Raw genomic sequence first — 18,344 nt, 5'->3', positions numbered from 1 at the left:
ACTTCACCAAGGTTTTGCATTTTTACTCTGCACTTTTAATTCACTGAGTAAACAGGTTACTGCACAAGTTATTTGTCGTTGACTAGCAATCAAGTCAAGATTATGGTAAAATTTCATAAGTAAGAAACTCAGGTTATAGTTCGGAGGCAAGCTTCATGTACAATGTCATTCAGACGTTATTAATTATTGTGTCAATTGCCATCGTGATTGCAGTCATGATGCAACCATCAAAACAACAAGATGCCTTAAATGCCCTTTCAGGTGGTGGCGGTGAGTTGTTTGGACAAACAAAGAAACGTGGATTTGAAGCGGTTATGGAACGTGTTACTGCTGTTTTAGGTGCTCTCTTTTTTGTCCTTGCATTGGTATTAGTTTATCTGTCTTCGCATTAGAATGATTATCTAAAACTCCTGCGATTGCGGGAGTTTTTTTGTTAAGAATAAGGGGCGTTTCATGGATCGTCAATGGCCACAACCGTTCTTTTTAGCAGGCTCACAGAAAATAGCTATTTTATTATTGCATGCTTATACTGGTAATTCGACGGATATGCGTTTGTTAGCGCAGGCTTTAAACCGTCAAGGCTACGCAGTTTTGGTGCCACAGTTTCGGGGACATGCAACTGGTGAGCCGCTTGATATTTTAATGGCTGGTAGTCCTGCTGCTTGGTGGCAGGATACTTTACGAGCAATTGCTGATTTACAGTCTCAAGGATATCAGCAAATTGCTTGTTTTGGGTTGTCATTGGGTGGTTTGTTCGCAGCTAAGGCAATACTGACGCAACCAACTGTAATTGGTGGTGGCACCCTTAGCGCACCAATTTTTACTGACGATTTTTCCCGCATACCGAATCAATTTATTCATTATGCGCAAAAAATCGGGCAGTTAGTTGGACGCGATACCTATAGTCAACACCGAGAATTGCAATTGATTCAACAATTACTTCCTCGGCAATTAGCTGATATTCAAACTTTGGCGCACCAATTGCGACCACAGATTGCAACGATTCGCAAACCTTTTCTAGTTGCACAAGGTGGGCAGGATCAATTGATTGATCCCCAAGCAGGCCAACGCTTAGCTGATCAAATCTCAACAAATTGGCTGACCTTTTGCTGGTATGCTCAGGCAGGACATGTTTTGACTGTTAATCAAGCACATCAACAATTGGCGCAAGATATAATAAATTTTATCGATAAATTGAAATGAGGGTTTAGATGAAAAATGATGATTATTTAACAGCGGAAGTGCTCGAAGTTTTTCGAGCTAATCCTAATCGGAAGTACGCTGTTCAAGATATTAATGATATTTTAAAATTAAATGGTGCTAATTCTTTTAAGCGGGTTGTCCGGATTTTGGCAACTTTAGAAGGTGAAAACGCGATTAGTGTTAACGAAGGCGGACGTTTTAAATTAACGCCAACTTCAGAGGAAGTAACTGGTCGTTTTGCAGCAAATGATAAGGGATTTGGGTTTGTTCGAATTGAAGCCGATCCTGATAGTAAGGAAGAAATTCCTGATGTTTTTGTGCCTAAACAGAAGACAGCCCATGCTTTACAAGGCGATACCGTTAAAGTGAAGCTTGTCAAAGCGGCGAACCCTTGGAATGGTCGCGGTCCTGAGGGTGAAGTGGAAGAAATCGTTGAACACGGCTTAACACAATTAGTTGGTGAATTCGTGCCTTATAGTGATCAACAAATTAAGAAGACTAATTTGCTAGGTAGTGTGCGTAGTCACGACAAGAAGTTTGCCGCTTATCCTGTTTATATCCGTGATACAGGGATTCATCCCCAAGCTGGTGATATGGTCCAGGTAGAAATCACTGAATATCCAAGTGATGCATTTCCAACACGGATGTTAGGGATTGCGATGGCAACCTTGGGTAACAAGAATGATCCTGGTGTTGATATTATGACCATCGTTTATCAACATGGCATTCGGACCGAGTTTCCTGAGGATGTTTTGGCGCAATCAGAGCAAATTCCAGATGAATTGTTACCTCAAGATTGGGCTAATCGCCGTGATATTACGGATCAGCAAGTTGTTACAATCGATGGCGACGATTCCAAAGACTTTGATGATGCCGTGACTGTTTGGCAATTGCCTAATGGCCATTATCATCTTGGTGTTCATATTGCTGATGTTAGTCATTATGTAACCGAAGATTCGCCATTAGACAAGGAAGCATATGCTCGTGGGACCAGTACTTATTTAACTGACCGAGTTTTACCAATGCTGCCATTCCGGTTATCAAATGGTATTTGTTCACTGAATCCAAATGAAAACCGGTTGGCTTTAACTTGTGATATGGAAATCGATGATCAAGGTCAGGTTGTTAAACATGAAATTTATCCAAGTGTGATTCGTTCCAAAGCACGGTTAACATATAATAACGTTAATAAGATTTTAACAGATCATGATCCCCAATTAACTGCTGAGTACGAGCATTTGGTACCAATGTTGACGCAAATGGCGGCCCTACACAAAATCTTATTTGATAAACGTCATCGTCGTGGCGCAATTGATTTTGAAGAAACTGAGGCGCAAATCAAGGTCGATGAAAAAGGCTGGCCAATTGATATTGTTTTACGGGACCGGGGCTTGTCTGAACGCATGATTGAATCGTTCATGTTGGCAGCTAATGAAACTGTTGCTGAACACTTTAGTCGTGAACACGTGCCATTCTTGTATCGGGTTCATGAAACGCCCGATGCAGAAAAAGTGAAATCTTTCTTCGAATTTGTGTCAGCCTTTGGCATTGTCGGACACGGTAAAGCTGATAACATTAAACCAATTGAGTTACAGCAGGCTTTAGCTAAAGTCGCCGGAACGCCGGAAGAAATGGTTGTGACCACAATGTTGTTACGGAGTATGAAGCAGGCTCATTATTCAACCGAACAACTAGGTCATTTCGGGATTGGTGCAGATTATTATACTCACTTTACGTCGCCAATTCGTCGTTACCCTGACTTAATTGTCCATCGTTTGATCCATAGTTATGCAACTGTTGGTAAGACTGAAGCCAACCAGGAAAAATGGACTGAAAAATTACCTGACATTGCGACTTACACTTCTGAACAAGAACGGCGCTCAATTGATACTGAACGCGACGTTGATGATCTCAAGAAGGCCCAATACATGATGTCTAAGGTTGGGCAAGAGTTTAATGGTGTAATTGCCTCTGTACTGAAATTTGGCATGTTCGTGTCACTCGATAATACTGTTGAAGGATTAATTCACATCTCCAATCTACGTGATGATTATTATGATTATGATGAGAAGCAAATGACTTTAACTGGTGCCAAAACGCATACCATCTTTAAGATTGGTCAAGAAATCAAGATTAAAGTTTTGCGTGCAGATCCTGATCAGGGGCAAATTGACTTTATTATTGCTGGTCAAGATACCCCAGCTGATTTTACAGATCAAAAGTCAAGTACAGCTCCTAAGAAAACAAATAGTCAGCCACGGCACAATAATAAATACGAACGCCATAACAATAATGGCAATAGTAATGGTCGGCGGCCTCAAAAGAATCGCCGCTAGTCAATTGAACAGGTGGTGTTTGCTTTGGCAAAAAGAAAAGAAAAACCCCGCAATCAAGTGGCAACCAATCGGAAAGCCCAACACGACTATACCATCACTGAAACTTACGAAGCGGGCGTTGCGCTAACTGGCACTGAAATCAAATCAGTTCGCGCTGGCAAAATTAATTTGAAGGATGGTTTTGCTCAGTTTCATCGGGGTGAATTATGGTTGGAAAACGTCCATATTAGCCCTTATGATGCTGGTAATCGTTTCAATCATGATCCCTTACGTAATCGTAAATTGCTGTTGCATAAGCGAGAACTGGCCAAAATTAGTGGTGTGATCAAGACTGCTGGGATGACCATTGTGCCCCTGAAAGTTTATTTAAAACATGGTTACGCTAAAGTTTTACTTGGCGTTGCCCAAGGGAAGCATGAATACGATAAACGTGAAACCATCAAGCGACGGGAACAGGATCGTGAATTACGTCGTGTTTTAAAAAATAATTTTTAAAGATTTGTACTTAATTGATTTTTAATAAAAAAGTCCACAAATAGTCATTGCTTATCAGGAGATACTAATTTATGATAGGCTTTGGACTATTTTTTTATTTTCAATCATTATTTAAAATCCAGTGCCTTCAAAGAATGTTTCAATTGATCTAATGGTAAAAAGTTTTATTGACTGCAAAAGTAATCTTGATTCAGCAATAGGTTATTTACTTTGAACACACTGAGAATTAGGTGGACAAATGGCAAAGCATGCACGTTCTGAACGTTTGAAACAAGCAGCAAGTGAAAGTGATCAGGTAACTCCGAAGAAATCACACCGTGTTTTAAAAATTATTTTAATCAGTTTAGCTGTGGTGTTGGTAGCGGCTGGCGCTTATGGGATTCATTTATATGCCCAAGCAAAGTCGGCTTTAGACAAAACTTACTCATCAGTTGATAAGGCGGCTGAAGCCAAAACGGCAAAAGTTGTCGCTGCAACTGAACCTTTCTCAGTATTATTGTTAGGAACTGATACTGGGGATGAGGGGCGGACTGAGGTCAATGGGAATTCTGATACCATTATTGTTGCCACCGTTAATCCTAAGAAGAATCAAACAACTTTAGTAAGTATTCCCCGGGATACAATGGCTGAGATTATTGGCACTTCAACTTTTGATTTTGAAAAGGTGAACGCTGCTAATAATGTGGGTGGCGCTAAAATGGCCCTAAATACCGTTTCTAAGCTGATTAATGTTCCCCTGACTAATTATGTCTCAATTAATATGGGTGGCCTTAAAAAGATAGTTGAAGCTGTTGGTGGCGTCGAAGTTGAGGTGCCATTCTCCTTCAGTTCTAATGGGTCGACTTTTACTAAAGGTAAGATGAAGTTAGATGGCAAACAGGCCCTTGATTATGCACGAATGCGTTATGAAGATCCAGAGGGTGATTATGGTCGTCAGAAGCGACAACGGCAAATAATCACGGCTATTTTAAAATCAGCGGCTAGCACGGGAACTTTGGCTAATTTTACGAAGTTAATGGATGCTATTTCTGATAATTTAACGACTAACTTTACAACTGAGCAGATGATTACAATTTTTAAGAATTATCGTTCCTCAGCAACTAATGTGACGAGTGATCATTTGCAAGGGATTAGTGCTTACGCCGGTGATGCGGCGGTTCAAGTACCTGCGACAACAGAGTTACAACGGGTTTCTGATATTGTTCGGACTGAGTTGGGACTGGAAAAGGAAACAATTAGTAATAGTACGACTAAAGAAAATGACTATAATGAGCAACAAAACGGCTTTATCTTTGATAATCCCACTGAAGTGCAGAATTATTATGTTTATCCGTTGAATAGTAGTAATTAATATTGTTAAGGGCACGGCCACAGCCGATTAGTTGGTGAGCATTAACGTAAAAAGACGAACAATTCGTAGAATTGCTCGTTTTTTTGGCGCTAAGCGGAACTAGCTGCCTTTTGAGAACATGCTGGAGTTGTTAAAGGGTTTGTTCTCACACTCTTGCCAAAATTAATTTTATCGTACGCTGCCTGTTAACAGTGGCAGCGGTTTTTCGAAAGTTATTAGTGAGCGTGGTTTCACTTGCAGAAAGTTGGTTAAATTGCGTAAAATAAGCATTATTAATGCAGTCTATTTTATTAGCTATTGATTGGAGTTAAGTTGATGAAACAATTTGAATTGGCCTCATACTTACAACAAGTTCGGCGCTTGATTCCCGCAGTTTTATTCTGGTGGATTTTTACGCACTTACAACAAACTAGCGGTTTAGATTTAAATTGGCAATGGACGGATGTTTATTTATTGATTAGCTTTGTTGGAAGTAGTCCCTTTTTTTGGCTAGTTTGGCAGCAAAGGCAAACTCGGCGGGCAACTCAACAGCGGGAAAAGCAGGCGGTTGATACCACACAATCCTCAGCAAAACCAGCGCAACAACAGAAGAACAGCAAGACAGCAATTGACCAGCAGGTCCGGCAATATCAAGGCCAGCATCGTCGGGGACGTTATCTAGATCAGTTCTTTGTCTTTGGTGGGCGTTTGGCAATTAATTTGGTGGTCTTAGTAGTTAGTCCATTTTTTGCAATTTACTGGTTGCTGGTTTCGGCATTGCATCAGTAATTAACTGCCAAGTTGGTGTTACTGCTAATTTTAGCTTAGGGTAAACATATTAATAGTTTATTGACAATCTTATTAACAAATTCTTAGGAGTGAGTCAGTTGATGAATTTTACAGGTAGTCTGGCAGCAAATCAGTTAGTCATTGATTTTGGTGCCGATCAAGGACAAGCAAGCTTAATAACGAAGGGCAGCTTACCAGCAAGCACGACAGCAGTCTCAACAACGGTTAATTTGCTTTGGCAGGCTGACCACGTGGTGGCAATTAGCCAGCAGAAAATGGCTGTGGCAGCTGGTGAAACTGGCCTGATTTTAACATTACCTTGGGCAATAACAGCTGATTATTTGTTACCTTTTTTGAAGCAGACATTAATGGGCACGGTGGCGGTACCCCCGATCCCAGCTAACCTTCAAACGGAGTTAGTTCATTATTGGCAACCATTTCAGCAATTGCTTGGTTTCTTAAATCAAACCGCCTTGCTGGTTGCCCAACCTGATGCACCGGCTAAAGCAAAGGAGACGGTGGCTAAAGCAAGTCATCGTTGGCGCTCTGAGGTGAGCAAAATTGATTTTCAAATTAACTATCGCGGTAGTCAGGCAACGGTGCGTTGGGCTAGCCGTAATCAAATGATCATTGCTGCTGGGGCAACTTTGCTGGCTGAGGCGCCGCTCAACAAAGATGGTAGTTTAGGTTTTAGCGCTAGATTTGCTTCGCAATTACGGCAAGAGCATCAAGCAGCAATTAGCCATTTCACCACTACCGCGCCAATCACCTTAAAAAGTGTGAATGAAGTAGGGCTGTTTTTATACTTTGGTGGAACTAATAGTTGGCTGGTCTTGCAAGATCAACAAGGTAAAACAATCGATGCTTGGACTGTCGTTAAAAAATAAATAAAAAAAGTAGTGACACTTTGTCACTGGCCTGCTATAATATGCCTGTGTGAGTAACAAAGTGTCACTAGAGAGGAGCTGGATCGTGCCAAAAACAACTTTCCTGAATCTATCTGATGCGCGCCGTCGTGAAATTGATCAATTATTAGTCGAGACTTTCTATGATACCCCTGCTAGTCAAGTCAAAGTCGCAACTATTGTGGCTAAGATGGGGATGTCACGGGGTGCTTTTTATAAGTATTTCGAGAATATTGATGATGCTTTTCATTATACGCTTGGTCAAAATGCTAAAGTGATTCGCCATGATATTCTTTACAGTATTGATGATAGTGACGATAATTTCTTTGATGGTATTGAAAACTATTTACGTTGGTGTACACGATTATCACGTAACAGCTATTATTGGCAGCGCTTGTCGCTGTTGACACGTTCGACAGCTGAATTAGCTTATCGTGAAGTCCAGGCAATTGACGTCAGCTCGGACTTCGTTAAGCAAGTGATTGCAGTGATTCGCAAAAATCAACTTAACATTGATTCTGATGATGAGATGATCAGTTTCTTATATTTCATGTTAGAAATGATTATTTCGTCGCTTAATGATTATATTGTTAATCATTGGACGACAGAACAATTGTTACGTGATTTTGGTTATCGACGGAAATGGTTGATTACTAACTTGGAGAATTAGTCGCATGATGATAATTGATATGTTTGATTCAATTAATGATCGGTAAGCAACAGGAGATTATCTGATAACATCTATTCGGGGGAAGGGTGTTATTAGTTAACAGCTAAGTTGTGGGCGTGATAACCTCGCTTAGTGCAACTGCTTAATTGTTGATCACCAGTAGTTGACAACTTTTTGTTACATCGTTTCAATTCACAATAAAAAGACGCAATTAATTGATTTTGTCCGAAGTCATTCGCGGCTGATCAAGAAATTGAGTCTTTTTTGCTATTAAAAGGCAAGTTTTGAGATTATTATTATGACCATTAGGGTTCTATGTCAATGTCCGTCAAGGCGCCACTTAATCTGATTCAGTTAATTGTTGCTGACTGTTGAAATAATGACGGTAAGCTTGATACCCAGCAATAATTGCGCCCAGACTAGTAGTCGAGAGGAGCATGAAGGTAATTAGAATTTGATAACGAATTGCGCGGACTGGATCAACGCCCGCAAAAATCAAGCCTGACATCATCCCCGGTAGATTAACGAGACCAACTGTCTTGGCTTGATCGATGGTTGGTTGCATGGCAGTTTTAATGCTTTCACGAAGAATCGGTAACGAAGCGGTTTTGATTTCAGCACCAAGGGCAAGTTTTTCCAGAATTTGTTGCCGCTGATCGCGAAATTGACTATTTAAGGCACGGTAACAAAGACCAACTGCGACCATCGAATTGCCAGCAATCATCCCCGTAATCGGAATAATTTGGGAAGGAATCAGTTTTAAAGAGCCACTAAGAATAATCAAGCCTAAAGTGACGAAAGTACTGATGAATAATGCTAAAAATGTTTCTAAATACTCGCGAAAGTGGTGATGAGCATTGGGATTGCGTTTGTATGCATTCCAAGAAGCATTAACGACAATCAATAAGCACATTAGAATGGTCAGCCAAGCATTATTCAATTGGAAAATATATTTTAAAACATAACCAATAATGGTTAACTGGATGACTGCCCGGATGATGCTATAGATAATGTCTTTGGCCAAGTGTAATTTCTCTTTGGTACTAATGATCATGGCGACTAAAACTAGCATAAAGGCCAAAGCCAGCGAGGCGTTATTAACGACTAATTGTTTCATTTGATAATTCCTCCAGCCTGCATTTGCAATAAATTTTCGGCGATTCGTAATTCGTCTGAATCGTGAGTGACTTGAATTAAAGTCAGCTTATTCTTCGACAATTGTCGAATCAAATCTTGGACTATTTCTTTGCTACGCCGATCTAAGCCAGCCGTTACTTCATCAAGCAGTAAAATTGTTGGTGGAAAAATCAAATTACGAATTAAAGCGACGCGCTGGCGTTCACCACCTGATAAATCCGTGATCTTTTTATCGAGGAAGGCAACTGGCAAGTCAACTAATTCCAAGTAATTTGTCACGCGGCCCTGGTCAAAGGTTTGATTGCGAATTTGAAACGGAAACTGCAGATTATCGCGGACGGTTTGACCAAAAAGTGTTGGTTGCTGGAAACAGTAGGAAACTTGTTGGCGATATTTTGGTAAGTTGTAATCGCGTTGGTTTTTCCCGGCAAAAATTATTTCACCACTGCTAGGTGTTGCTAATGAAGCTATCAGCTTCAATAAGGTACTTTTACCACTGCCTGATGGGCCAGTAATCGTTAAAAAATCATTGGCAGCCACTGTTAAATTCAAGTCTGGAATGATTAGTTGTTGGTTAGCTAAATAACTGACATGAGTTAACGTGAGAATCGCCATAAAAATCTCCCCCTAATTACTAAAATTGTTCTAAAAATGGTAACAAAAAAGCGCTCACAATCAATATAGCATGGATTTACGCGACTGAACATCCTAAGAGATTGAAAACGCTCTTTATTTTGGTAATGAACAAGGTGCAGGCATTGCTGGCACTAATCTGCCCAAACTGAACCGGCAATATCAGTGAAACTGTTGATTAAAGCAGCATAGTGAGGTTGATCTTTTTGTTGGGCAAGAATCTGCTTCATCGCACTATAACGATCGGTAATAATGCCGTCAACACCATAAAGCTGCATTTTATTTAAAGTTGCTTGGTCATTAACGTCCCAGCTGTAGACCAGTTGCTGTTGTTGGTGGGCCTTATCCACGAAGTAGCTATTTAAAGTGGTCACTTCCATGGCGTAACCGTTTAAGTTTGTCTCTGGGAAGGCAAAATTATAGGGCATAATGTAATCAACAAATAAATCAGGCGCCAATTTTTTAGCTTGAGCGACAGTCTGATAATCCAATGATTGGATTTGACTATCATTTTGTTTCAGTGCTTGATAATAACGGCGAATAAAATTTTTAGTGAAGTTAGGGCTATCATGAGTCGTTACTTTTAGTTCAACAAGCAAGGGTTGATGGGCCTTGTTAGCACTCGCAAGATAATCATCAAAGCTAGGTATTTTGGCCTGATAACCATGCTCGCGAACGGTGATCTTTTGTAGTTGGGCTAAGGTCAATTGTTGCGGTGTCTCTGAACGACCGGCTAGCTGACGTAGTGTGGGATCATGGAAACAAATAAATTGGCCATCTTTGGTTTCTTGAACATCCATTTCAATAAATGCGGGTTTTTTGCGGGCAGTTTTCTCTAAGGCGGGAATAGTATTTTGGACGCCATTGCCAGCGTCCACACCACGATGTGAAATTAAAATCGGATTACTAGTCAATAATCCTTTCAAGTAGCCGAAATTGAAAGCAAGCAATAATGCCACAGTCGCACTGAGAAAGGTCCAAGTTAGAATACGCCAGAAACGACGATGTTTGGCAGTATCAGCAATTTGAGGCTGGGCCAAGGCAACTGGTGGTTGCATCAATAACAGCAACATAATTGTTGAGTAGCTGGCTAATAGCAGTGAAGCTATCTCTAAGCCAAGCATGGTGATCATCGCACCTGGCAAGGCGAAGCGCGTTTGATCAAGGCCAACTTGTAAGAAATAAAGTAGGCCATTGATCACGGCAAAAATCAGGCCGCCTAATAGCGTGGCTAATAATCCGCGCTTAAAATTGGCCCAATTACGATGACGAGTCAATTGCCAGCTTTGACGCCGTGCTTGCTGGACTGACAGCCGATTTAAGGTCAATAGGGGCAATACATATAAATAGCGGAGACCAAGCCATAAACCTCCTAAATAAAAGAGAAAGAGCAGAATAGCATACAAGGTGTGTTCATCAATAAAAGTTAAGATAAAATTGGGAATGACGACTTTACTTAACAATTGTGTTGAGAAAAATAAACTGACTGCTGGCAAGGCTAAAATGAAAAATAAAATTAAGAATAGGAAAGTTTTACCGTTTAACTGGCGAAAACGTTGCGCAGATTGCCGCATTAATTGACGAAAATGTGGCTGATGATCATGTTGTAATTCATTAACAAATAGCATAAAAATTGTGAATTGCCAGTAAACAAGTAGCAAAACTAGTAATAATAGCACCACAAGTAGGACGACCATCAAGGGATGGTCTAGCACAATTTCACCAATGTTTGTGTAAGACAAATAAGCCACATTGAATTCGACCATCAGCTTCGCAGTTAACCAGCGCAAGCCAATAATGACACCTTCAAGTAGAATATTCATTAGTACAGAGAAAACTAAAATCTGCGGCCAAAAACGCCAGAATAAATGATTGGCGCCTAACCAAAATCGTAAACTTGGTAATCGTTTCTTTTTAGACAATTCTAAGACCCTCTATCCCAATTGATTGCTATCAATAGTCTGAGACATAACCGATTGTTAGTCAAGATAAACTGACAAAAGTCACTAAATTTGTTAGTGTCGATCTTGACGGGAATCTTTCTGAATTAGAGACTTAGAAGAAAGTTGCAGCACTGGCGAGCAGGCCAATTGAAGCGCTGATCACCAATTGCAGGGTGGTGCTGCCATCAAACCCCAATAGGGCAATGATAATGGTGGCGATGAAACTAAGTAGCGGACAAATCAAACTAATTTTTCGCCAGGACGGTTGGTGACGCACCCAGGGATAGCTTAGTAGCGAAATAAAGCTAACTAATAGCACTAGGCTAAGTAATGGCCATGCAGGTAGATGAAATTGTACGATTTCACCAGTCTCATTAGTGAAGTATCCGCGAATCAAGGCTATCGTGATACTTAGGAGGGCAAGTCCAACAATTGATAATGAGAAATAATTCTTTTTAAAGATGTTCGACGCCCCCTCTATTAATTAATATAATATTATTATGACAAAAAAGTTTGGCGAGTGATATCCGTCGTAAGTACGAGTTAAGTGAATTGTTGTCAATAGCCTGAGGACACAATTTTCTTAAAAAAGCACTATGACTGAAAACACGTGCTGTTTTTTCAGCAAATATCGGGGTAAGATAAGACTAATACGTTAGGGGGAATTGCCATGTGGAAATTACGCACTTATTTAGCGCCCTATCGCTGGCAGGCAATCTTCGGAGCTTTCTTTAAGTTCATTGAAGTCATCTGTGAATTGAGTTTGCCAAGCTTTATGGCACTAATTGTTGATCGCGGGGTGAAGCATCACGATCAAGCTTTTGTTTGGCATTACGGGTTGATCATGATGGGAATGGCACTATTAGGTCTAGCATCGGCTTCCGTATGTCAGTACTTAGCAGCCCGCTCTGCTCAAGGGTATGGCACTGATTTGCGCCGCGCTTTATTTAAGAAAATTACGAAAATGTCTTATCAACAACAAGATCAATTCGGAACGGCGACTTTGACGACTCGTTTAACTAATGATGTTAATCAGTTGCAGTTATGGATTGCAATGTTGATTCGTCAGGTTTCACGAGCACCTTTTATTATTATTGGCGCGTTAATTATGGCCTTTACCTTAGATTGGCACTTGGCGTTGATATTATTAGTTGCAACACCAATTTTAGCATTCGTCGTTTATTGGCTGACTAAAAAAATGGCGCCGTTGTATCGTCACTATCAGCGTCAATTGGATCGGCTATCCAGCTTGGTCAAAGAAAATCTGGGCGGGGTCAGAGTTATTCGCGCTTTTGCCAAAACTAAAGCTGAGAAAACTAAGTTTACCAATGAAAATGATGACATCACGCAGACCGGGTTAAGAATTGGCCTATTATCAGCACTTTACAATCCCTTAACTGCCACTGTCGTCAATTTAATGATTGTGGTGATTCTCTGGAATAGTGGTGCGCGAGTTAATGCCGGGACTTTAGCACAAGGAACAGTTTTAGCATTTATTAATTATGTCAATATGATTTTGGCGGCAATTTTAATGTTATCTAATTTGGTTATTTTAATGACCAAAGCAATGGCTTCTGGCGAGCGCGTGCAACAAATTCTAGCGACCGAAATTGCTGATGATGCCACTGCTGTTGCGCAAATGACAGTTGATTTAGATAGTCCCCAAACAGTTCAAATGACAGATGTCGATTTTTATTTTCCTGATGAAACTGGTCAGCGGGGCGAGCCAGTTTTGCGCCGTCTAAACTTTGCAATCAATCGTGATGAGTCAATTGGGATCATTGGTGGAACTGGTTCTGGTAAATCAACCCTATTGAATTTATTACCTCGTTTTTATAATGCGACTAATGGCAAAATTATGATTTTTGGAAAAGAACAGCAGCAATATTCGCTGTGGCAATTGCGTCAATTATTTGCGGAAGTTCCTCAAGATACGACCTTATTTACCGGGACAGTTGCCAGTAATCTACGCTGGAGTAATCCCCAAGCAACAGATGAACAATTATGGCAAGCCTTGACAACAGCTCAAGTAGCAGATTTTATTCGCCAACAGCCAGCTTTATTACAGGCGCCAGTTGAACGTGGTGGTCGTAATTTTTCTGGTGGACAGCGGCAACGATTAACGATTGCCCGAGCCTTAGTTAAGCAAGCACCACTACTGCTACTTGACGATGCCACCAGTGCGTTGGATTATTTGACTGAGGCGCATTTCTTAAAGGCGGTTAAACAAGCATCATGGCAGAAAAATATTTTCTTAGTGACGCAACGAATTGGCACGGTCGCTCATTGTGATCGCGTATTAGTTTTGAAAAATGGTGAGATTGTCGGATTTGATACGCACGACCAACTATTAAAGACGAATCAATTCTATCAAGAATTAGTTGCTAGCCAGTTGGATCAAGATAAGGTAGGTGAATCAAATGGCAGTCTTTAAGCGTTTAGCACACTATTTTGCTGAGAAGAAGTATTTATTTATCATGGCCACGATTTTAGCGTTTGTCGCCGTTTTAGGAACCTTGATTGCGCCTGTCTTGGTCGGCACGACGATTGACCAATTGGTTGGCCGCCATCAAGTTGATTTTACGAAACTCAATCAAGATATTTTAATTTTATTAGTTCTTTATTTTGGAAGTAATCTCTGCTTATGGGTGGCTACTTGGCTGTCAAATAACGTTGCCTATGATGGTGTTAATCGGTTGCGGCAACAATTATTTAGTAAATTGGACCGCTTGCCACTGAGCTTCTTTGATACGAATCCTCATGGGGATATTACCAGCCGCTTTGTGAACGACGTGGAAACAATTTCTGATGGTGCCTTACAAGGTCTGCTAACTACTTTGCAAGCTGTCTTTACAATTGTTGGTTCGATTGTTATCATGATGCGACTTGATTTAGTTATGGCATTGCTAGTGTTAATAACGGCGCCATTGTCATTTTTGACAACACGCTTGATTACTAAAAAGTCACAACATTATTTTAAAATGCAGGCGGATGATTTGGGCGCTTTAAATGGCTATGCTGAAGAAGCGATTGCTGGTTTGAAAGTAGAACAAGCTTTTCAACATGAAACTGCTAGTCAAGCAGATTTTGAACAGTTAAATCAGCAACTTTATCAAACTGGGTTTAAATCACAATTTATTGCCTCATTTGCTAACCCAACTGCCCGAGCAATTAATAATATTATGTATGCTGTGATCGGTCTAGTAGGGTGTTTACGAGTAATTACTGGACAAATTTCAGTCGGCGAAATTTCGACATTTTTAATTTTCGCGACTATTTTTGGGAAGCCCTTTAGTGACTTTACTAGTTTAATGACGCAATTTCAGTCGGCCTTTGCTTCGGCACGGCGGATTTTCCGAATTATTGATTTGCCAGAAGAAATTCCTGATCCTAAGCCAGCAGCAAAAATTGATCAGGTCCGCGGTGAAATCGCCTTTGACCAAGTTGATTTCAGCTATGAGCCGCAACAACATTTGATCCATGATTTGAATTTGCATGTTAAACCTGGCCAACAGGTCGCAATCGTCGGTCAAACCGGGGCTGGTAAAACAACTTTAGTCAACTTACTCATGCGGTTTTATGATGTGACGGCTGGGAAAATTACTTTAGATGGTATTGATATTCGGCAGCTCACCCGGCAAAATTTACGCCAACAATTTGGACTGGTCTTACAAGACACTTGGCTATTTGCTGGTTCGTTGCGTGATAATATTGCTTTCGGTAAAGATGACGCGACGATGGCGGAAATTCGCCAAGTTGCCCAAGAAAGTGGTGTTGATGAATTTATTGAGAAGCTGCCGCGTGGCTATGAAACTGAATTACAGTCAGCTACCGATAGTTTATCAGTCGGCCAGCGCCAACTCTTAACGATTGCTCGGGTGATGTTAGCCAATCCGCCAATGCTGATTTTGGATGAAGCAACTAGTAATATTGATACTTATACCGAAGTTAAAATTCAAGCCGCCTTCAATAAACTGACTCAGGGTCGCACAAGTTTTGTAATTGCCCATCGGTTATCAACGATTCGTGAAGCTGATTTAATTTTGGTGATGGATCATGGTCAAGTGATTGAACAAGGCACTCATCAAGAACTATTAGCGGCTAAAGGTTATTATGCCCAACTTTACGAGAGTCAATTTGCAAAATAAGGTTGATTAGCTCGATAACTTGCAAAAAGTTAGGAAAACTAACGAATAATAATTGAGTTTCTCGGTGAAACATGTTATAACTTTAAACGACTTAACTTGTGATTTCTTAAAGGAAGTTGGTGTTAATTTGGCAGAAGTTTCAGATTTGGCAGTTGGCCAAAAAATTAGTGTTCGTAAAAGTCAGGATGTTCCTTTGAGTTTTCACGGCACCATTACTAAGATTTACGAAAATTCCGCACTTGTTTCAATTGATAGTTATGAAGATCAATATGCAGAAGTTGTTGCGGATTTACAGAACAAGACCGTAGTTGGTTTTAAGCATATTCGTGTCGTTACTAAATAATTATCATAATAAAAAGCCATCATTTTTGGATGATGGCTTTTTTGTTGCACTTCACAGTGTTCTCCAATGCAAAAGCTTGAAACTGTATTATTAGGTTTAAAACAGAATGGCGTCTGACTCTGTTCCGGGCTGCTTGGCGTGGAACGCGGCCGACGCTGATTGAAGCATTTGCTTTGCAAAGTCTCCAATACAGGTCTTATTGTAAGTGCTAAAGCACCAACAATAATTTGGCGGCTGACGCCAAGATCCCTCCACGCCGTCGGGAATTAATTTGGCACACTTTATCCTTGGCAGTTTTTAAGACAGTGATTGTAAGATTGTGCCAACCATCTGACTTTATGTCACATCTTGAATGACACAACTGACGCGAATCACTGTTGCTCTGCTTGAATTAATCAACATAATTAAGAACCTTTGCTTAGAAAAAGCAGATTGCGGTGACTAACAAAGCCTGTTTGGCATATTTTTTGTGGATGAAACCAGAAACTGTCAAACAGACTTATTTGTGTACTATTTAGTAGTTATTAAAGCTCAAATCAAGTTGATTAGTCTCACTACAATTGCCTTAAAATCTAACAATGATGCAATGCACCACTTCAACTTCAGACGGAATGGAGGGCGTGGTTGTCAGCCGCCAAATTATTCTAAGTGGCTCTGCCACTTAGAATAAGGCTTGTATCTAAGACAATTTGGTTTGTAATTGGCTTAGGTCAATGCCGGCCGCGTTCCACAACCAGCAAGCCCGTAATGGAGTCAAAACCAGTTCTGTTTTAACACCAAAACTAGTTTTTAACGTTTTTTTTTTACTCAGCAATCAATTAAGAAGTGAACATTACATATGCATACCCATCTTCTTATATGATTCCATACCGCCAAGCCAAAGTTGGTCCATTGGCACATTGCGTTCTTTAGCAAAGGTCATCATCTGAGTTTCATGATCAATTAAATGATACTTTGCATCAGGATCTTTGGGATCAACGACTTGTAACTGCGCCATCATACCACCATCTTCGTGCTCGAGAATGTGGCAGTGGTACATAAAGACACCAGCAACGTGAAACCAAACTTTGATCTGAACATGCTCGCCAGGATTAACGCTGACTGTGTCTTTTAAACCAAGTTCGTTGGGATAAGGTGCTTGGCCGTTACGAGAAATAACTTTAAATCCAGTGCCATGCATATGGAAAGGATGAATCATGCCACCCATTTCATCATTAGTATTAGTAATGTCCCAAATCTGGCACTTATTCATTGGCATCTTATAATCAATACGGTTCATGACGAATTTCTTACCGTCAATCATTACTGCCTCATCCATGCCTGACATTACTACTTTTTTAATCGGCAAATCTGGTGCTGGTTCTGGATCAGGAATAGCCGCAATTAGATTCTCCGGAATAACTTGATTATCTGGCTTAAATTCATGAATTCGGAAAGTCATCAAGGCAACATCATCGGAATACAAGGTAACAGTGTCGCCGGCATGATAACGGCCGAAATCGACAATGATTTCCTGCCGCTCAGCACAGGTCAACATAATATGATCAAATTTAACTGGATGGGGTAGCAAACTCTTGTCACCAGCAATTTGGGTAAAGGGGAGGTCATCACTGAAGTGCAACCGCCATTCTCGCCGGTTAGCACCGTCTAACAGACGAAGACGTAATTTTTGGGTGGTGACATCAAAATAAGGATTGATGGTCCCATTGATCATTGCTGTGGGGCCTTGAATACCGTCAGGATCATAATCGGCCCGATAATTCCACTGGTTATTCTCATGGAAATGTCGATCTTGTAGCACTAACGGAATGTCATCAACACCATAGGTATGCGGAATTGGGAGAGCCGCTTCATGATCATCTTGAACATAAGCAAATGCTGCTAAGCCATGCCAAACTTGAGCGGCAGTTTCTGGACAAGGGTGGGCATGTAACCAATTCGTTGAAGCAAGTTGATTGATTTTAAAAGTGACATCACGACTACCATCAGGATATACCGGTGCATGACAACCGCCATCTTCAATTGGACCAGGAATATCTAGACCATGCCAATGAAAAGTTGTGACTTCTGGTAAATGGTTTACCAAATGAAGATGAATCGTTTGGCCGTTTTTAAAAATTGCCGTTTCACCCAGCAAACTAGTATTGTAACCCCAAGTCTTCGTCTTTGCGCCTGGCAAAAGTTGTGTTTCGCCAGTTTGGGCGGTAATGGTGTAGTAAACATCCTGACCGTCAACACGATCAGGCTGCATAACTGGTGGAACTCGTAATTTCATTTCTGGCACATCAGGTCGCACTAACGGCACGTAGCCACCGTCATGGATATTATAAGCAGCTTCATCGAAAAAATAATCATGATAAATTGACATTTCTAATACTCCCTTCAGTAATAATTGCACCTTTATCTTACCCC

The 18,344-nt window shown here is 40.7% G+C and carries 16 protein-coding genes; 11 read left to right on the top strand and 5 right to left on the bottom strand.

What is annotated here, in order from left to right:
* Nucleotides 1-155 precede the first annotated feature (155 nt).
* The 8 genes from secG (at nt 156) to EKM81_RS01745 (ending at nt 7,728) form a co-directional block, all read left to right on the top strand.
* Nucleotides 156-392 carry a preprotein translocase subunit SecG gene (gene secG / locus EKM81_RS01780; protein ID WP_125647540.1) on the top strand — a complete coding sequence of 79 codons (237 nt, stop codon included), beginning with the start codon at nt 156-158 and terminating at the stop codon, nt 390-392.
* Between the two features lie 61 nt (nt 393-453).
* Entirely contained in the window at nt 454-1,203 is a 750-nt protein-coding gene (locus tag EKM81_RS01775; RefSeq protein ID WP_125647537.1) for an alpha/beta hydrolase, read from the top strand.
* A gap of 8 nt (nt 1,204-1,211) precedes the next feature.
* The gene (rnr, locus tag EKM81_RS01770) at nt 1,212-3,539 is read left to right on the top strand and encodes a ribonuclease R (RefSeq protein WP_125647534.1); all 2,328 of its coding nucleotides are present in this window, start codon (nt 1,212-1,214) and stop codon (nt 3,537-3,539) included.
* A 24-nt stretch (nt 3,540-3,563) separates the two neighbouring features.
* On the top strand, nt 3,564-4,034 hold the full coding sequence (gene smpB, locus EKM81_RS01765) for an SsrA-binding protein SmpB (RefSeq protein WP_125647531.1): 471 nt from the start codon (nt 3,564-3,566) through the stop codon (nt 4,032-4,034).
* A 265-nt stretch (nt 4,035-4,299) separates the two neighbouring features.
* Nucleotides 4,300-5,385, top strand: coding sequence for an LCP family glycopolymer transferase (locus tag EKM81_RS01760; protein WP_379880626.1), 1,086 nt, complete (start codon nt 4,300-4,302; stop codon nt 5,383-5,385).
* A gap of 315 nt (nt 5,386-5,700) precedes the next feature.
* Entirely contained in the window at nt 5,701-6,153 is a 453-nt protein-coding gene (locus EKM81_RS01755; protein WP_125647525.1) for a hypothetical protein, read from the top strand.
* A gap of 101 nt (nt 6,154-6,254) precedes the next feature.
* Entirely contained in the window at nt 6,255-7,040 is a 786-nt protein-coding gene (locus EKM81_RS01750) for a hypothetical protein (protein WP_225420145.1), read from the top strand.
* A gap of 85 nt (nt 7,041-7,125) precedes the next feature.
* Nucleotides 7,126-7,728 carry a TetR/AcrR family transcriptional regulator gene (locus tag EKM81_RS01745; protein WP_164509160.1) on the top strand — a complete coding sequence of 201 codons (603 nt, stop codon included), beginning with the start codon at nt 7,126-7,128 and terminating at the stop codon, nt 7,726-7,728.
* A 340-nt stretch (nt 7,729-8,068) separates the two neighbouring features.
* Here EKM81_RS01745 and EKM81_RS01740 read toward each other — a convergent pair whose 3' ends face one another.
* The 4 genes from EKM81_RS01740 to EKM81_RS11070 all read right to left on the bottom strand — a co-directional run bounded on the left by EKM81_RS01740 (nt 8,069) and on the right by EKM81_RS11070 (nt 11,838).
* Entirely contained in the window at nt 8,069-8,845 is a 777-nt protein-coding gene (locus EKM81_RS01740; protein ID WP_125647516.1) for an ABC transporter permease, read from the bottom strand.
* Nucleotides 8,842-9,480 carry an ABC transporter ATP-binding protein gene (locus tag EKM81_RS01735; RefSeq protein ID WP_125647513.1) on the bottom strand — a complete coding sequence of 213 codons (639 nt, stop codon included), beginning with the start codon at nt 9,478-9,480 and terminating at the stop codon, nt 8,842-8,844. Before EKM81_RS01735 ends, EKM81_RS01740 begins: the two co-directional genes overlap by 4 nt.
* 152 nt (nt 9,481-9,632) lie before the next feature.
* Nucleotides 9,633-11,420 carry a glycerophosphodiester phosphodiesterase gene (locus tag EKM81_RS01730; RefSeq protein ID WP_125647510.1) on the bottom strand — a complete coding sequence of 596 codons (1,788 nt, stop codon included), beginning with the start codon at nt 11,418-11,420 and terminating at the stop codon, nt 9,633-9,635.
* Between the two features lie 133 nt (nt 11,421-11,553).
* Complete coding sequence (locus EKM81_RS11070; protein WP_164509159.1) at nt 11,554-11,838, bottom strand: hypothetical protein; 285 nt, start codon at nt 11,836-11,838, stop codon at nt 11,554-11,556.
* Nucleotides 11,839-12,111: 273 nt separating this feature from the next.
* On the opposite strand from EKM81_RS11070, the gene EKM81_RS01725 reads away from it, so the two are divergent.
* The 3 genes from EKM81_RS01725 to EKM81_RS01715 all read left to right on the top strand — a co-directional run bounded on the left by EKM81_RS01725 (nt 12,112) and on the right by EKM81_RS01715 (nt 15,932).
* The gene (locus EKM81_RS01725; RefSeq protein ID WP_125647507.1) at nt 12,112-13,875 is read left to right on the top strand and encodes an ABC transporter ATP-binding protein; all 1,764 of its coding nucleotides are present in this window, start codon (nt 12,112-12,114) and stop codon (nt 13,873-13,875) included.
* Complete coding sequence (locus EKM81_RS01720; RefSeq protein ID WP_125647504.1) at nt 13,862-15,589, top strand: ABC transporter ATP-binding protein; 1,728 nt, start codon at nt 13,862-13,864, stop codon at nt 15,587-15,589. Before EKM81_RS01725 ends, EKM81_RS01720 begins: the two co-directional genes overlap by 14 nt.
* A 64-nt stretch (nt 15,590-15,653) precedes the next feature.
* Complete coding sequence (locus tag EKM81_RS01715; RefSeq protein ID WP_164509158.1) at nt 15,654-15,932, top strand: hypothetical protein; 279 nt, start codon at nt 15,654-15,656, stop codon at nt 15,930-15,932.
* A gap of 832 nt (nt 15,933-16,764) precedes the next feature.
* On the opposite strand, the gene EKM81_RS01710 is transcribed toward EKM81_RS01715, so the two are convergent.
* Nucleotides 16,765-18,300 carry a multicopper oxidase family protein gene (locus EKM81_RS01710; RefSeq protein WP_125647498.1) on the bottom strand — a complete coding sequence of 512 codons (1,536 nt, stop codon included), beginning with the start codon at nt 18,298-18,300 and terminating at the stop codon, nt 16,765-16,767.
* Between the last annotated feature and the right edge of the window lie 44 nt (nt 18,301-18,344).

The organism is Lapidilactobacillus gannanensis (assembly GCF_003946675.1).
Lineage (GTDB): Bacteria > Bacillota > Bacilli > Lactobacillales > Lactobacillaceae > Lapidilactobacillus > Lapidilactobacillus gannanensis.
The sequence above is the reverse complement of the archived record's forward strand: the minus strand, read 5'-3'. Positions and strand labels throughout refer to the sequence as shown.

Excerpts from the sequence above, each read along its gene's own strand:
- secG (WP_125647540.1), top strand. The coding sequence starts at position 156 with ATGTACAATGTCATTCAGACGTTATTAATTATTGTGTCAATTGCCATC.
- EKM81_RS01775 (WP_125647537.1), top strand. The coding sequence starts at position 454 with ATGGATCGTCAATGGCCACAACCGTTCTTTTTAGCAGGCTCACAGAAA.
- rnr (WP_125647534.1), top strand. The coding sequence starts at position 1,212 with ATGAAAAATGATGATTATTTAACAGCGGAAGTGCTCGAAGTTTTTCGA.
- EKM81_RS01755 (WP_125647525.1), top strand. The coding sequence starts at position 5,701 with ATGAAACAATTTGAATTGGCCTCATACTTACAACAAGTTCGGCGCTTG.
- EKM81_RS01750 (WP_225420145.1), top strand. The coding sequence starts at position 6,255 with ATGAATTTTACAGGTAGTCTGGCAGCAAATCAGTTAGTCATTGATTTT.
- EKM81_RS01740 (WP_125647516.1), bottom strand. The coding sequence starts at position 8,845 with ATGAAACAATTAGTCGTTAATAACGCCTCGCTGGCTTTGGCCTTTATG.
- EKM81_RS01735 (WP_125647513.1), bottom strand. The coding sequence starts at position 9,480 with ATGGCGATTCTCACGTTAACTCATGTCAGTTATTTAGCTAACCAACAA.
- EKM81_RS01725 (WP_125647507.1), top strand. The coding sequence starts at position 12,112 with ATGTGGAAATTACGCACTTATTTAGCGCCCTATCGCTGGCAGGCAATC.
- EKM81_RS01720 (WP_125647504.1), top strand. The coding sequence starts at position 13,862 with ATGGCAGTCTTTAAGCGTTTAGCACACTATTTTGCTGAGAAGAAGTAT.
- EKM81_RS01710 (WP_125647498.1), bottom strand. The coding sequence starts at position 18,300 with ATGTCAATTTATCATGATTATTTTTTCGATGAAGCTGCTTATAATATC.